Source organism: Nocardioides mesophilus (assembly GCF_014395785.1).
GTDB lineage: Bacteria > Actinomycetota > Actinomycetes > Propionibacteriales > Nocardioidaceae > Nocardioides_B > Nocardioides_B mesophilus.
Genome location: NZ_CP060713.1, coordinates 3190640 through 3203674, shown reverse-complemented (window position 1 = coordinate 3203674; position 13035 = coordinate 3190640). Strand labels below are relative to the sequence as shown.

The 13035-nt window shown below is 72.4% G+C and carries 15 protein-coding genes and 1 pseudogene; 9 read left to right on the top strand and 7 right to left on the bottom strand.

Going from position 1 to position 13035, the window contains the following annotated elements; genetic code table 11:
* Positions 1-3: 3 nt before the first annotated feature.
* The 3 genes from H9L09_RS15465 (at position 4) to H9L09_RS15455 (ending at position 2360) form a co-directional block, all read left to right on the top strand.
* On the top strand, positions 4-747 hold the full coding sequence (locus tag H9L09_RS15465) for a GAF and ANTAR domain-containing protein (RefSeq protein ID WP_187577756.1): 744 nt from the start codon (positions 4-6) through the stop codon (positions 745-747).
* A 22-nt stretch (positions 748-769) separates the two neighbouring features.
* Entirely contained in the window at positions 770-1543 is a 774-nt protein-coding gene (locus H9L09_RS15460) for a glutamine amidotransferase (protein WP_187577755.1), read from the top strand.
* A 202-nt stretch (positions 1544-1745) separates the two neighbouring features.
* Entirely contained in the window at positions 1746-2360 is a 615-nt protein-coding gene (locus H9L09_RS15455; RefSeq protein WP_187577754.1) for a PAS and ANTAR domain-containing protein, read from the top strand.
* A 105-nt stretch (positions 2361-2465) separates the two neighbouring features.
* Here the strand turns inward: H9L09_RS15455 and H9L09_RS15450 are convergent, their stop codons facing one another.
* Positions 2466-3017 (bottom strand): hypothetical protein, encoded by a 552-nt coding sequence (locus H9L09_RS15450; protein ID WP_187577753.1) that lies wholly within the window; start codon positions 3015-3017, stop codon positions 2466-2468.
* A 202-nt stretch (positions 3018-3219) separates the two neighbouring features.
* On the opposite strand from H9L09_RS15450, the gene H9L09_RS15445 reads away from it, so the two are divergent.
* From H9L09_RS15445 to H9L09_RS15435, 3 genes are all read left to right on the top strand, one after another.
* Positions 3220-4248 carry an iron-containing redox enzyme family protein gene (locus H9L09_RS15445; RefSeq protein WP_187577752.1) on the top strand — a complete coding sequence of 343 codons (1029 nt, stop codon included), beginning with the start codon at positions 3220-3222 and terminating at the stop codon, positions 4246-4248.
* Positions 4245-4436 carry a CDGSH iron-sulfur domain-containing protein gene (locus H9L09_RS15440; RefSeq protein ID WP_187577751.1) on the top strand — a complete coding sequence of 64 codons (192 nt, stop codon included), beginning with the start codon at positions 4245-4247 and terminating at the stop codon, positions 4434-4436. The genes H9L09_RS15445 and H9L09_RS15440 overlap by 4 nt, the downstream gene beginning before the upstream one ends.
* An 87-nt stretch (positions 4437-4523) precedes the next feature.
* Entirely contained in the window at positions 4524-5168 is a 645-nt protein-coding gene (locus H9L09_RS15435) for a methyltransferase (RefSeq protein ID WP_187577750.1), read from the top strand.
* A gap of 90 nt (positions 5169-5258) precedes the next feature.
* Here the strand turns inward: H9L09_RS15435 and H9L09_RS15430 are convergent, their stop codons facing one another.
* Positions 5259-6206, bottom strand: a complete 948-nt coding sequence (locus tag H9L09_RS15430) for a sigma-70 family RNA polymerase sigma factor (RefSeq protein WP_187577749.1) — start codon at positions 6204-6206, stop codon at positions 5259-5261.
* Positions 6207-6447: 241 nt separating this feature from the next.
* Positions 6448-6948, bottom strand: a complete 501-nt coding sequence (locus H9L09_RS15425; RefSeq protein ID WP_187577748.1) for a hemerythrin domain-containing protein — start codon at positions 6946-6948, stop codon at positions 6448-6450.
* A gap of 236 nt (positions 6949-7184) precedes the next feature.
* Here H9L09_RS15425 and H9L09_RS15420 point away from each other — a divergent pair, with 236 nt between their 5' ends.
* The gene (locus tag H9L09_RS15420; protein ID WP_187577747.1) at positions 7185-7610 is read left to right on the top strand and encodes an STAS domain-containing protein; all 426 of its coding nucleotides are present in this window, start codon (positions 7185-7187) and stop codon (positions 7608-7610) included.
* On the opposite strand, the gene H9L09_RS15415 is transcribed toward H9L09_RS15420, so the two are convergent.
* The 3 genes and pseudogenes from H9L09_RS15415 to H9L09_RS15410 all read right to left on the bottom strand — a co-directional run bounded on the left by H9L09_RS15415 (position 7602) and on the right by H9L09_RS15410 (position 9489).
* Complete coding sequence (locus H9L09_RS15415) at positions 7602-8162, bottom strand: GH32 C-terminal domain-containing protein (protein WP_246456537.1); 561 nt, start codon at positions 8160-8162, stop codon at positions 7602-7604. The genes H9L09_RS15420 and H9L09_RS15415 overlap by 9 nt on opposite strands.
* Positions 8157-8992 (bottom strand): annotated as a pseudogene (locus H9L09_RS22225) (glycoside hydrolase family 32 protein); the annotation flags it as partial. The pseudogene H9L09_RS22225 and the gene H9L09_RS15415, both read right to left, overlap by 6 nt.
* Before the next feature lie 110 nt (positions 8993-9102).
* Positions 9103-9489 carry a hypothetical protein gene (locus tag H9L09_RS15410; RefSeq protein ID WP_187577745.1) on the bottom strand — a complete coding sequence of 129 codons (387 nt, stop codon included), beginning with the start codon at positions 9487-9489 and terminating at the stop codon, positions 9103-9105.
* Between the two features lie 83 nt (positions 9490-9572).
* Between H9L09_RS15410 and H9L09_RS15405 the strand changes: the two genes are divergently transcribed.
* Together H9L09_RS15405 and H9L09_RS15400 are read left to right on the top strand one after the other, a co-directional pair.
* Positions 9573-10622 carry an SDR family oxidoreductase gene (locus H9L09_RS15405; RefSeq protein WP_187577744.1) on the top strand — a complete coding sequence of 350 codons (1050 nt, stop codon included), beginning with the start codon at positions 9573-9575 and terminating at the stop codon, positions 10620-10622.
* A gap of 10 nt (positions 10623-10632) precedes the next feature.
* Complete coding sequence (locus H9L09_RS15400) at positions 10633-12453, top strand: glycoside hydrolase family 15 protein (RefSeq protein WP_187577743.1); 1821 nt, start codon at positions 10633-10635, stop codon at positions 12451-12453.
* A gap of 52 nt (positions 12454-12505) precedes the next feature.
* Here H9L09_RS15400 and H9L09_RS15395 read toward each other — a convergent pair whose 3' ends face one another.
* Positions 12506-12991: a MarR family winged helix-turn-helix transcriptional regulator gene (locus H9L09_RS15395; protein ID WP_223164077.1), complete on the bottom strand. Its 486-nt coding sequence runs from the start codon at positions 12989-12991 to the stop codon at positions 12506-12508.
* Positions 12992-13035 lie beyond the last annotated feature (44 nt).

Genomic DNA, 13035 nt, shown 5'->3' with positions numbered 1-13035 from the left:
GGGGTGGAGGATTCGTCGCGCGTCGCGGCGTACTTCGCACTGGTGAGTCGGGACCTGATGGGCCGGCCCGACGCTGAGCTCACCCTGGACCGGGTGGCCGAGCGGGCCGTCGAGGTCATAGCCCCCTGCGACTTCGTCGGCATCACCCTCCGCCGCAAGCGGGGGCGGGCCGAGACCGTCGCCAGCACCTCCCCGGTGGCGGTGGCCTGCGACGAGCTGCAGTACGAACTCGACGAGGGGCCGTGCCTCAGCGCGATCGCCGAGGAGGAGGCCTACCTGATCCGCCAGGTGGCGACCGACCCGCGCTGGCCCAACTGGGGCCCGCGCGCCGCCGAGCGTGGCATCGGCTCCATCCTCAGCGTGCGCCTGGCCGACGACAGCGGGACCCTCGGGGCGCTGAACATGTACTCCACCACCGTGGACGCCTACGACGACGACTCGGTGGACCTCGCGCTGGTGTTCGCCTCGCACGCCGCCACCGCGATCAGCGCGACGAGGCTGGTCGACGGGTTGCAGACGGCGCTGCAGAGCCGGCACCTCATCGGCGTCGCGCAGGGGATGCTGATGGCGAAGTACGACATGACGCTCGAGACCGCCTTCGAGGTGCTCCGGCGCTACTCCAGCCACACCAACACCAAGCTGCGCGAGGTCGCTCGGCACGTGGTGGACCTGAGGGACCTGCCGGCGGACTACTCCGCCCACGACGGGCTCACCGCGGGCCTCGCCGCGCCGAGCCCCGACGTCTGACGCGGGTCAGGACCGCGCCGGCATGAGACCTTTCCTGTTGCTCGCGACCCGTGCCGAGGACGAGGCGGCGGACAACGAGTACGCCGCCTTCCTGCAGGTCACCGGCCTCACCGAGGCCGAGCTGGTGCGCGTCCGCCTGGAGCAGCGCGGCATCGGACAGCTCGACCTCGACGGTTTCAGCGGCGTGCTGCTCGGCGGCAGCCCGTTCACGTCCAGCGACGCTCCGGCCCGCAAGTCCACGGTGCAGCGGCGGGTGGAGCAGGACCTGGCGGCGGTCCTCGACCTGGTGGTCGCCCAGGACCGTCCGTTCTTCGGCGCCTGCTACGGCATCGGCTCCCTCGGGCAGCACCAGGGGGCCGTGGTCGACGGCCGGTACGCCGAGCCGGTGGGCACCGTCCCGGTCTCGCTCAGCGACCACGCCCGGACCGACCCGGTGTTCGGGGTGCTGCCGCCGCGCTTCGACGCGTTCGTCGGGCACAAGGAGGCGATCAGCGACGTCCCACCCCACGTGGTCGTGCTGGCCTCGTCGCCGCTGTGCCCCGTGCAGGCGTTCCGGGTGGGCCGCAACGTCTACGCCACCCAGTTCCACCCCGAGCTCGACGCCGACGGCCTCTGCCTGCGCATCGAGACCTACAAGCACCTCGGCTACTTCGCCCCGGAGGAGGCCGCCGGCCTCAAGGCGATGGCCCGCGCCAGCGCCGTCGTCGAACCGCCCCAGGTGCTGCGGCGGTTCGTCGACGTGCACGGGCGCGGTCTCGGGGTTGCTGCCCCGGCTCCTGCCGCCACACGCCCCTAGACGGTCATCCGCGGCAGCCCCGGCGACCACGTCTCCGGCATGTTTCGTCCCCCCGCGTCGCGGCAAGAATCGCCCCGGAGGCCACGCCGCAGCAGGGCACTGGCCAGGGTCATGAAGCGGCCCGCCACAGCGACGTACGAGGCATCAGGACGTGCAGAGACGACCAGAACCAGCCCAGGGGGCCCAGCAGGCACGATCGACAGTGCCGCGGATCGGCCGCTACACCTACACCGTGGACACCGACTCGTGGTGGTGGTCCGACACCCTCTACGAGATCCACGGGTTCCGGCCCGGCGAGGTGCTTCCGAGCACCGACGTGATGCTGGCCCATCGGCACCCCGACGACGCCGAGAGCTTCCGCGCCATGATTGGTGCGGTGCTCAGCACCGGTCAGGCGTCGAGCTGCTACCACCGGATGATCGACGCGCACCGGCGTGAGCTCACGGTGCTGACCGTCGGCCACGGCATTCCGCGCGGCGAGGTCGTGCGCGAGGTGCACGGCTACCTCGTGGACCTGACCGAGATCCGGCGCCGAGACTCGCTCGACGCGGTTCAGGACGCGGTCGGCCGGGCGACGGAGCATCGCGCGGTGATCGAGCAGGCGAAGGGCATCCTCATGGCGGTCCGCAACGTCACCCCGCAGGAGGCGTTCGAGCTGCTCTCCTCGCACTCCCAGCGCGTGAACGTCAAGCTGCGCGACCTGGCCCAGGAGCTGGTCGACGAGATGCAGACCGGCGGGCACACGCACGCGCTCCTCGACGAGCTGGCGCCGCACTCCGACGGTGGAGCGACGGGTCGGCCGGCGGCCGGGGACTGAGGCAGTCGGCTCGGGACGACCTCCGCCACCGGGGCCGGACCCGGGAATGCCGGAGGTGGCGGCCGGACAGGCCGGCCGCCACCTCAACGCATCATGCGCGGGCGCTCACCCGTGGGTGAGCCGACCGACGATCCCGCGGTGCACCTCGCTGGCGCGCTGCTGCTCGCCGGCGAAGGAGCTGACCACGACGAGCGCGCCGGTCAGCGCGGGCACGGCCCACTGCAGGATCTTCAGCTGGCGCTGGGCGTCCGCGACAGCCTTGGGGGTGCCGGCCGTGGGCTCGGTCCCCGACGCCGCCTGGACGTGGGTGTTCTCCGAGACCTTGCGACCGAGCATCCGGCTGTAGGCGGTCGTACCGAGTGCGGCCGCGGTCAGCGCGGTCTTGGCCAGCGCCATCGAGGCCACGCCCTGCTGGCCGGCGACCCGGGACTTGTTGCCGAAGAGCTCGCCGGTCGCGCCGACGAGGTGCAGGCCGATCGCCGCGGCGTTCACCGGCGTCCAGCGGTCCCAGCCGGTGTTGGCGACCGCCCCGGTGGCGTGCTCCCCCTGGGCCTGCGCTGCCGCGGGGTTCAGTGCGACCGCGTTGGCCAGCGTGCCTCCGAACCAGGCCGACAGGCCGACGTCGTGCAACGAGCGGGACAGGGTGTTGCGTGCCATGCGTGGATCTCCTCATGCTCGGGGGGTGGTGCCCACGAGGTACCCAGCCACCCGAGCCGCACACCCTGCCCCCGGTGTCGCCTTCGGACCGTGCTCCACGAGACGCCACGGTCCGGCATGACGGCGCCCCGGAGCGGGTACGAGGGACCCAGACGATCGCGCGGGCGTGCACGCAGCCCGAGAGCCACCCCGAGGAGACCAGATGCGCCTGCCACATGCGCGGGGACCGATGAGCGCGGCCGTGGTGGGGGCGTTGAGGGACGACCTGTCCGCGGACGGGCTCGCCGACCTCTGGCGTCATGCGCACCCTGCCGCGGACCCGCGCACCGACGACGACCTGCATCTCGCCCTGTGGGTGGTCTACGAGCTGCACTACCGCGGCTTCGACGGCGTCGACCCGGCGCGAGAGTGGGATCCCGAGCTGCTCCGGGCCCGGCTGATGCTCGAGGAGCGCTTCGAGGAAGCGTTGCGCGCCGACGCCGCGCCGGTGGTGGCGCAGGTGCTCGGTGAGCTCGGCGACGCCGACCCGGCGACCCAGGTCGAGCGGGTGATCGCCTCGGTCGACGGCCCGGACGTGTCCCGCTTCGTCCAGCGGGAGGCAACCGCCGACCAGGTGCTGGAGCTGATGGCCCAGCGCAGCCTCTACACCCTCAAGGAGTCCGACCCGACCTCGTTCGTGCTGCCCCGTCTCGACGGGGCCGCGAAGGCCGCACTCGCGGAGCTCCAGTACGACGAGTACGGCGGCGGCAGGGCCGACCGGTTGCACGCCACCCTGTTCGCCCGGGGGCTCGAGGCCTGCGGGCTCGACCCGACGTACGGCGCCTACCTGGACCAGGCGCCGGGTCACGTGCTGGCCGGCAACAACGCCATGAGCCTGCTCTGCCTGAACCGCCGGCTCCGCGGGGCCGCCCTGGGCCACCTGGCCGCGTTCGAGGCGACCAGCTCCCTGCCGTGCCGCAAGCTGGCCTCCGGGATCCGCCGGCTGGAGCTGCCGGACGAGCTCTGGGAGTACTTCGACGAGCACGTCGAGGCGGACGCGGTGCACGAGCAGGTGGCGCTGCGCAGCATCTGCGGTGCCGCCGTCGACGCCGAGCCGGCACTGCGCGCTGACGTGCTGCTGGGCGCCGCGGTCTACCTCCAGACCGAGGCCACCACCGGCACCCGGACCCTGGACGCGTGGCAGCAGGGCCGTAGCTGCCTGGTCTCGGCCGGCGAGGCGGTTCCCGCATGAGGACCGATGGCGAGGTCGAGCTCACCCCGTGTCCCCATGGCCCGCTGCTGGTGCGGGGGGCCACCGTGGTCCGGGACCGCGACGGCCGGGCGCACCCGGTCACCCGACCGGTGGTCGCGGTCTGCCTGTGCGAGAAGTCGCAGCGCCTGCCGTGGTGCGACGGCACCCACAAGGTGATCCCACGCTGATCCCCGGGCGCTGACCGCCGCACCCAGCCGTCCCGCCCGACCGGCCCGCGACCGCGGGAGCCGGCCCCCATGTGAGGAACCGCCGACGTGACGCCACCCCCGCGGGAGTCCACCACTCCCCTGCTCGAGCAGCGGATCGGCGCGCTCTCGATCCAGTACGACGAGCGGGTGCTGCGCCCCCGTCCCTGGACGGCCGCCCAGTCCGAGTGGGCCGCGGTCCTCGGCGAGGAGGTCCCACCCGGCCCGCTCCTCGAGCTCTGCTCGGGAGCCGGTCACATCGGTCTGCTCGCGGCCCGGCTCACCGGCCGGGACGCCGTGCTCGTGGACGCCAGCGCCGCCGCGTGCGAGCTCGCGACGCTCAACGCGGCCCGCAACGGGCTGGAGGAGCGGGTGCAGATCCGGCAGGGCGACCTCGCCTCGGCCCTCGGGGTGGACGAGACGTTCCCGCTGGTGCTGGCCGACCCGCCGTACCTGCGCTCCGCGGACACCTCGCGCTACCCCGAGGACCCGCGCAGCGCCGTGGACGGTGGTCGTGACGGGCTGGAGATCGCCCGGTCCTGCCTCCGGGTCGCCGGCGCGCACCTCGACGTGCGCGGGGCGGTGGTCCTGCAGCTGCGCGACCAGGAGCAGGCCGAGGAGCTGGGCGACGACGCGGGACCGGCGGGGCTGCGCGTCGTCGAGATCCGCACGGTCGCCGAGCACGGCGCCCTGGTCCGTCTCGCGAAGATCTGAGCGGACCGGCGGCCCCATCGGTCGAACCACGCGTGACGGCCGGGGCGGTGACCTGGTTCAGGTCACCGGCCCCGGCCGGAGAGCTCGGGCTCAGCCCTGGACGCGGACCGGGCGAGGCGCCGGACCACGGGTGCCGGTGCGACGAGCCGGATCCGGGTGTCCCGAGCGGCGTCGGTCGCCCTGGCGCGCCTGCCGCGGCAAACCCGCGGTGCCGGCCGGCGCCGGCGTCTCACTCTGGGTGAGGGCCCCGCGCAGGTCCCCGTGGATGCGGGAGAGCAGTCGCGACACGTGCATCTGGGTCACCCCGATGTCGTCGGCGATCTCCTGCTGGGTGAACTGCTCGAAGTAGCGCAGCCGGACGATGTGCCGGTCGCGCTCGCTCAAGCGGTGGATCACGCGGGCCAGCATCGCCCGCGCCTCGGCGGCCTCCTGCCCCAGGTCGTCGTCGCCGATCAGGTCGCCGAGGCTGGCGGTGCCGTCCTCGACGTTGAGCGGCTGGTCGAGCGACGCAGGTCGGAACGCCCCCTCGGTCGCGAGCGCGTCGACGATCTCGTGCACGTCCTCTCCGAGGTGCGTGGCCAGGTCCGAGGGGCGCGGGGAGCGGCCCAGCGTCTGGTAGAGCTCCTGCCGGGCTGCGGCGATCCTGGCCTGCATCTCCTGGATCCGGCGCGGCGGGCGCACGGTCCAGCCGTGGTCGCGGAAGTGCTTCTTGAGCTCGCCCCGGATCGTGGGGACCGCGTAGGACAGGAAGTCGGAGTGCTGCTCGAGGTCGAACTTGCGCGCCGCGCGGACCAGGGCGAGGTAGGCGACCTGCTCGAGGTCGGCCTCGTCGATGCCGCGGTTGCGGTAGCGATGGGCGATGGCTCGTGCGACGCCCATGTTCAGGCGCACGACGTCGTCGAGCAGCTGGTGGCGTACGGCGGGATCGGTGGTGGTGCAGGCCGCTTCGAGCGCGGCGGTGGTGCCGTCGGCACGCTCCTGGCGTGACGGACGGGAAGGCTGGGCGGTGGAAAGGGCGGACGGCCTGGAGTGGCTCATCGGGTACTCCCGAGACTCCGAGTAGCGGTGTCGCCGACTGTTTCAGCGAAGAACGAGATGTGGCGCGGTGCGCGTGATGCTCGTGAAGGTGAGAAGATGCCGGCCTGTTCCAGCATGGAGCGTGGCTGTCGATGAAGCCCGCTTCCCAGCACGCTACGCCTGCTGGGCGACGATGGCCAGCCGACGGCGGGGCCGGCCTCGGACGGCCGGTGCCGGCAGTGCCGTCCGAGGCCCGACCGGATCAGGCGAGGACGGCGTCCACCGTCTTCTTCAGTGCGCTGGGCTGCGAGGGACGGCGCGGAGCCTTCTTGCGCTTCTCCTGCATCTCCTCACCGATCTCCTGCAGCTGCTTGCGACCGAGGCCCTTGCGCACCTGCGGGAACCACTCCTGCTCCTCCTCGTCCATGTGGTGCCGGACGTTCTCGATGAGGACGGTCGTCTTGGCGGTGAACCGCTCGTCGTCGGGCTTCATGACGGACAGCTCCGTGACGAGCACGTCCGCGACGTGGTGCTCCTCGTAGGACTCCAGCACGTCGTCCTCGAGGTCGGGAAGCAGCGCGCGGACCCGCGGGTACATCACCTCGTTCTCGATGTAGGTGTGCACGGTCAGGAGCTCGATCATCTTGTCGACGAGCTTCGCCTTGGCGGCGTGGGCGTTCTCGCCGGCCTTCTCGAAGTCGGCGAAGACCCGGCGGATCTCCTGGTGGTCGTTCTTCAGCAGCACGATGGCGTCAGTCGACACGATTCTCCTCGTTGGGCGTCAGGGACAGCTACCGGCTGGTACCCCGTCGCGACCCGCGACAGTCCGCGATCGCGGGTCGTCTCATGCGGGGTGGGTGACATTTGCCCAAAGGCGCGTACAGTCGAAGAGTCGATGGTTTGTTGGTCATCTAGAACTGGTGGGCATCCGCGACGGAAATCCAGACGGGCGAGGACCGGGGCATCCCCGGAGATCCGCCCGAGAAACCGCGGTGCCCCATGCGTGATCGTCTCGACCACCTCACCTCCCCCTCCTCGTCCGGCTCGCAGACGTCGTCCGCCGCCCGCCTGCTGAGGGCGCGCGGGGAGGTCCCCGTCCCGTTGCTGCGGGTCTCCGTCGACAACTCCGGCCCCGAGTCCGTCGTCCGGGTCAGCGGGGAGATGGACCTGTCGAACAGCCAGCTGCTGCACGACGCCGTCCCCGACGAGAGCCCCGTCTCGCGGCCCGACGCGATCGTGGACCTCACCGACCTGACCTTCTGCGACGCCACCGGCATCACCGCCCTCCTCGCGGTCCGACGCCGGTTGGAGCAGGGACGTCGAGCGGTCTCCGTGCGTGGCCTGCAGCCACCCGTGGTCCGGTTGATGCGCGTGGCCGGCGTCGACGGCGAGCTCGACCTCGACGCCCCCGCCGTCTCAGCCTGAGTCCCGCCCCAGTCGGGCGAGCCCGAGTCGTACCAGCACCGCGCCCCCCTCGGCGAACACCGCCAGGTCAGCCGGCCCGGTCGGGAAGACCAGGTCGGTGAGCACCCGCTCCCCGTCGCCGGCGAAGACCTCCACCGAGGCCCGGTCCAGGAACACCTGCAGCCGCAGCGCCCCCTCGCGCAGCGGCAGCGGTGCCCGGTGTCGCGCGGTGAACCGGTCCGAGAACGTCGGGGCGCCGCTGTCGCCGCGGTCGACGTACACCCAGCCCCGACCCTCCGGGTCCCGCTCGTAGCCGATCTCGGTGCGCCCGCCGCGGCCGTGGTCCAGCACCAGTCCGCACCGGCGGGCCGCCTCCGGGCGCAGCTCGACCTCCAGCGCCACCGCCTCGTCGAGGCCGGTCACCACCCGCGTCGTGCCCGGACCCAGGCGTACGTCGTCCAGCACGACCCGGCTCCTGGAGCCGACCAGGGCCTGCACCGCCCGCACCGGTGCCTGCACGAGACGCACCTCACCGTCGATGCTGCGGAGGTCGCAACGCCGCGGCAGCGACATCGACCCGCGGAAGGGGCTCGAGGGAACCGCGTGGGCGTAGTCCCAGTTGCTCATCCAGCCGAGCAGCACCCGCTCCTGGTCCGGCGTGTCGTTCCAGCTCACCGCGGCGTACAGGTCGGCGCCGTGGTCGAGCCAGTCCCAGCCGGTCGCCCGGAAGGAGGTGCCGTCGAACTCCCCACGAAGTAGAGCGTCCCGGACCCACCGGCCACTGCGCCCGGGTTGACGCTGACCACCAGCACCCAGCGCACCCGGGTCGGGTCGCCGTCGACCGGGAGGGGGAAGAGGTCGGGGCACTCCCACAACGCACCGGGGACGACGACCGCGGTGAAGTCGCTGAGGTGCTCCCAGGAGACCAGGTCCGGGGAACGGTGGATCCGTACGGTCGCCTGCTCGGCGAGGACGGTGACCATCAGCCAGCAGCCGCGGCCGGCGTCCCAGGACACCTTGGGGTCGCGGAACTCGTGGGAGCCGATGTCGAGGACCGGGTTGCCGCCATAGCGCCGCCAGGTCCGCCCGCGGTCGACGCTGGAGGCCAGTGACTGCGCCTGGCGCCCGGTCACCGGGTGCATGCTGGTGTAGACCGCTACGAGCGCGGGCGATCCGGGCGAGCCGAGGCCCGAGGTGTTCTCGCGGTCGAGCACGACGCTGCCGGAGTAGACGTGCTCGTCGGCCGTCGCGGTGAGCGCCGGCGAGAGCTCCTCCCAGTCCAGCAGGTCGCGGCTGACCGCGTGCCCCCAGGACATGTTGCCCCAGTCGTTGCCGGACGGGTTGTGCTGGAAGAACAGGTGGTACTCCCCGTCGTACCAGATGAGCCCGTTCGGGTCGTTCATCCAGTGGCGCCGCGGAGTGAAGTGGAACGACGGCCGGTACGCCTCGTCAGCCGCCTGCTCCGCCACGACGCGGAAGCGTACTCACCGCGGGCGGCGTCCTCGCCACCGCATCAGCGGCGGGCCCGGGACGCCCAGGCCACCCCCGCGCCGCCGGCCACCGCGGCGTCGCGCAGGGCCGCCGACCGGCCGGGCCGACCGGTCACCGCGTAGCCCACCGCGGACAGCGCGTGGAGCGCGTCGGAGACCGCACCGAGCACGAAGACCGTGCGGGTCGGCCGCGCCGTCGTGACCAGGGCCTGCGCGACGTGGCGGACGCCGAGGACGCGCAGCACCGGGATGCTCCACGCCGGAAGCCGGCGCCCGGGGTCGACCACCTCGCGGGCCACGCCGGGACGGATCAGCAGCAACAGTCCCCACCCGAGTCGCAGGGCGAGGAGCAGACGGGTCGTGGCGGTGCCGCCGGCCGCGACGGACCGGGGCTGAGGTTTGGAAGTCACGACATCATGGAATCCAATAATGTGCGCGAGCGCAAATAACTGGGGAAAGCACGACGACGACGAGGACACCAGAGGGAGACGGCATGAGCACCACAGACACCCGTACGACGGACGGCCGGACCGGGGGGACGGCGTCCCGGCGCCAGGTGGTCGCGATCACCGGCGCCAGCGGCGGCATCGGCCGCGCGACCGCCCGCGCCTTCGCCTCCCGAGGCGCCAGCGTGGCGCTGATCGCACGCGGCGAGGTCGGCCTGAAGGAGGCCGCCAAGGACGTGGAGGACCTCGGCGGCCGGGCCCTGGCGGTTCCCACCGACGTCAGCGACTACGACCAGGTCGCCGCGGCCGTGGACCGCATCGAGACCGAGCTCGGGCCGATCGACGTGTGGGTCAACGACGCGTTCACCTCGGTGTTCGCCCCGTTCAGCAAGATCACCCCCGACGAGTTCAAGAAGGTCACCGAGACGACCTACCTCGGGTTCGTCTACGGCACCAAGGCGGTGCTGGAGCGGATGCTGCCGCGCAACCGCGGGACGATCGTGCACGTCGGCTCGACGCTGGCCTATCGCGGCATCCCGCTGCAGACGGCGTACTGCGGCGCCAAGCACGCCACGCAGGGCTTCCACGAGGCCCTGCGCTGCGAGCTGCTGCACGAGAAGAGCAACGTGCACGTGACCATGGTGCAGATGCCGGCGGTGAACACCCCCCAGTTCGACTGGGTGCTCTCGAAGCTGCCGCACAAGGCGCAGCCGGTGCCGCCGATCTACCAGCCGGAGGTCGCCGCCAAGGCCGTCGTGTACGCCGCGGACCACCCGCGCCGCCGCGAGTACTGGGTCGGCGGCACGACCGCGGCCACCCTGCTGGCCAACGCGGTGGCGCCCGGCCTGCTGGACCGCTACCTCGCTCGCACCGGCTTCGGCTCCCAGCAGACCGACCAGCCCCGTGACCCCGACCGCCCGACCAACCTGTGGGACCCGGCGGACGGCGTCGACGGCCACGACTACGGCGCCCACGGGCGCTTCGACGACCGGGCCACGGGAACCAGCGTGCAGCTGTGGGCCTCCCAGCACCACGGTCTCGTGGGCGCGGCGGCAGTGGGCGGCCTGGCGGTCGCGGCCCGACTGCTCCGACGCTGAGGCGGCGGACGTGCGCATCGAGGACTACGCCCTCATCGGCGACACCCAGACCGCAGCACTGGTCGGGAAGAACGGCTCGATCGACTGGCTGTGCCTGCCCCGCTTCGACTCCGGGGCCTGCTTCGCCGCCCTGCTCGGCGAGCCCGACAACGGCCGCTGGCTGCTCGCCCCCGCCGACGAGGTGCGCGACGTGCAGCGCCGGTACCGTCCGGGAACCCTGGTGCTGGAGACCGAGTTCACCACCGAGCACGGCACCGTCCGGGTCGTGGACTGCATGCCGATCCGCGAGGGCGAGCCGAACCTGGTGCGCCGCGTCGAGGGCGTCTCCGGCCGGGTCCGGATGCGCAGCGAGCTCGTCGTGCGCCTCGACTACGGGCACATCGTGCCGTGGCTGCGCCGCGACGGCCGCCGGGTGCAGGCGTTCGCCGGACCGGACACGCTGACGCTCGACACCGACGCCGACATCGACGGCGAGGACCAGGGCGACCCGACGTGCGAGTTCGAGGTGGGCCCGGGCGAGGCGGTGGACTTCCGGCTGGCCTGGACCCGTCCCCGAGAGGCGGCCCCGGAGCACCTGGACGTGGGCGCCACCATCGAGCGCACCACGCAGGAGTGGGAGGAGTGGGCGTCCCGGTGCACCTACCACGGGCCCCACCGGGAGCTCGTGCGCCGCTCGCTCATCGTGCTCAAGGCGCTGACCTACCGGCCCACCGGCGGCATCGTCGCAGCGCCCACCACGTCGCTTCCCGAGCAGGTGGGCGGGGTCCGCAACTGGGACTACCGCTACTGCTGGATCCGCGACGCGACCTTCACGCTGCTCGCCCTGATCGACGGCGGGTACACCGAGGAGGCCGAGGAGTGGCGGGAGTGGCTGCTGCGGGCGCTGGCCGGGCGACCTGACCAGATGCAGATCATGTACGGCGTCGAAGGCGAGCGCCGGCTCACCGAGATAGAGCTCGACTGGCTGTCCGGCTACGAGGACTCACGACCGGTGCGCGCCGGCAACGCGGCCTCGGGCCAGTTCCAGCTCGACGTGTACGGCGAGCTGATGGACGCCCTCCACCAGGCCCGCACGCACGGCGTACCTCCCGACGAGCACGCGTGGGAGGTGCAGCGCTCCTTGGTGGAGTTCCTGGAGGCGCACTGGCACGAGCCGGACAACGGCATCTGGGAGATCCGCGGCGGTCCCCGGCACTTCACGTTCTCCAAGGTGATGGCCTGGGCGGCGATGGACCGCGCCGTCAAGGCGGTCGAGCAGTTCGGCCTCGAGGGGCCGGTGGACCGCTGGCGCGAGGTCCGGCAGCAGATCTTCGACGAGGTCTGCGAGAAGGGGTACGACGCCGGACGCAACACCTTCACGCAGTACTACGGCTCCCAGGCCCTCGACGCCTCGCTGCTGCTGATCAGCGAGGTCGGCTTCCTGCCGCCCGACGATCCGCGCATGCTGGGCACGGTCGAGACGATCGAGAAGGAGCTGTGCCCGGACGGCTTCGTCGCGCGGTACTCGATGACGGAGGACTCCCAGGAGCTCGACGGACTCCCGCCGGGCGAGGGCTCGTTCCTGGCCTGCACGTTCTGGCTGGCCGACTGCTACCTCGCCCAGGGGCGGCGCAAGGACGCCGAGGAGCTGTTCGAGCGGCTCGTCGCCCTGACCAACGACGTCGGCCTGCTCTCCGAGGAGTACGACGCGAAGGAGGACCGCCTGGTCGGCAACTTCCCGCAGGCGCTCTCGCACATCGCCCTGGTCAACACCGCGCTCAACCTCGAGACCGGCACCGGTCCGTCGAAGAGCCGCCGGCACACCGGGGAGGAGGGCCGCCCCACCCGCTGACCCTGGTGACGGGCGACCGGGGCCGACCTGGTCGTCCGCACCGGGCTGCGGCTCAGGGCTGGACCACCACCGCCTCGAGGCCCAGGTGCTCCTCGCCGACCGCCGCGGTGAACGCTGCCAGCGAAACGGCCAGCGCCGCGCGCTGCTCTTCGTCGAGGCGTTGAAGGATCTGCTCGACCCGGGAGCGGCGGTGGTCCATCACCGTCTGCACCAGCCGGCGCCCCTCCTCGGTGGCAGTGAGCATGACGTGCCGCCGGTCCGCGGGGTCCGGGTTCCGGTCCAGCAGCCCGGCCCGGACCAGCCGGTCACAGGTGCGGGTCGCGTTGGAGGGGTGCACGCCCAGGTCCTCGGCCACCGCCGAGACGTTGAGTGGCGCGACCGACGCCAGGATCAGCACCCGGAGCTGCGGCATCGTCACCACGGTCTCGACCTTCGCCAGGGACTCGGCGATCAGCACTCCCATCGCCCGGGTCCCGGCCATCACCGCCTCGACCTCCTCGGGCCGCAGCCCGCCGTCCTGACCCGCCTGGTCCGTCACCGGTGTCTCCGCTCACATTTATATTGCGTCTGCGCAATTATTGC

What these genes read in the sequence shown, in the direction of transcription:
- H9L09_RS15460 (WP_187577755.1), top strand. Translation starts at nt 770, where the DNA reads ATGAGACCTTTCCTGTTGCTCGCGACCCGTGCCGAGGACGAGGCGGCG.
- H9L09_RS15450 (WP_187577753.1), bottom strand. Translation starts at nt 3,017, where the DNA reads ATGGCACGCAACACCCTGTCCCGCTCGTTGCACGACGTCGGCCTGTCG.
- H9L09_RS15445 (WP_187577752.1), top strand. Translation starts at nt 3,220, where the DNA reads ATGCGCCTGCCACATGCGCGGGGACCGATGAGCGCGGCCGTGGTGGGG.
- H9L09_RS15440 (WP_187577751.1), top strand. Translation starts at nt 4,245, where the DNA reads ATGAGGACCGATGGCGAGGTCGAGCTCACCCCGTGTCCCCATGGCCCG.
- H9L09_RS15430 (WP_187577749.1), bottom strand. Translation starts at nt 6,206, where the DNA reads ATGAGCCACTCCAGGCCGTCCGCCCTTTCCACCGCCCAGCCTTCCCGT.
- H9L09_RS15420 (WP_187577747.1), top strand. Translation starts at nt 7,185, where the DNA reads ATGCGTGATCGTCTCGACCACCTCACCTCCCCCTCCTCGTCCGGCTCG.
- H9L09_RS15415 (WP_246456537.1), bottom strand. Translation starts at nt 8,162, where the DNA reads ATGTCGCTGCCGCGGCGTTGCGACCTCCGCAGCATCGACGGTGAGGTG.
- H9L09_RS15405 (WP_187577744.1), top strand. Translation starts at nt 9,573, where the DNA reads ATGAGCACCACAGACACCCGTACGACGGACGGCCGGACCGGGGGGACG.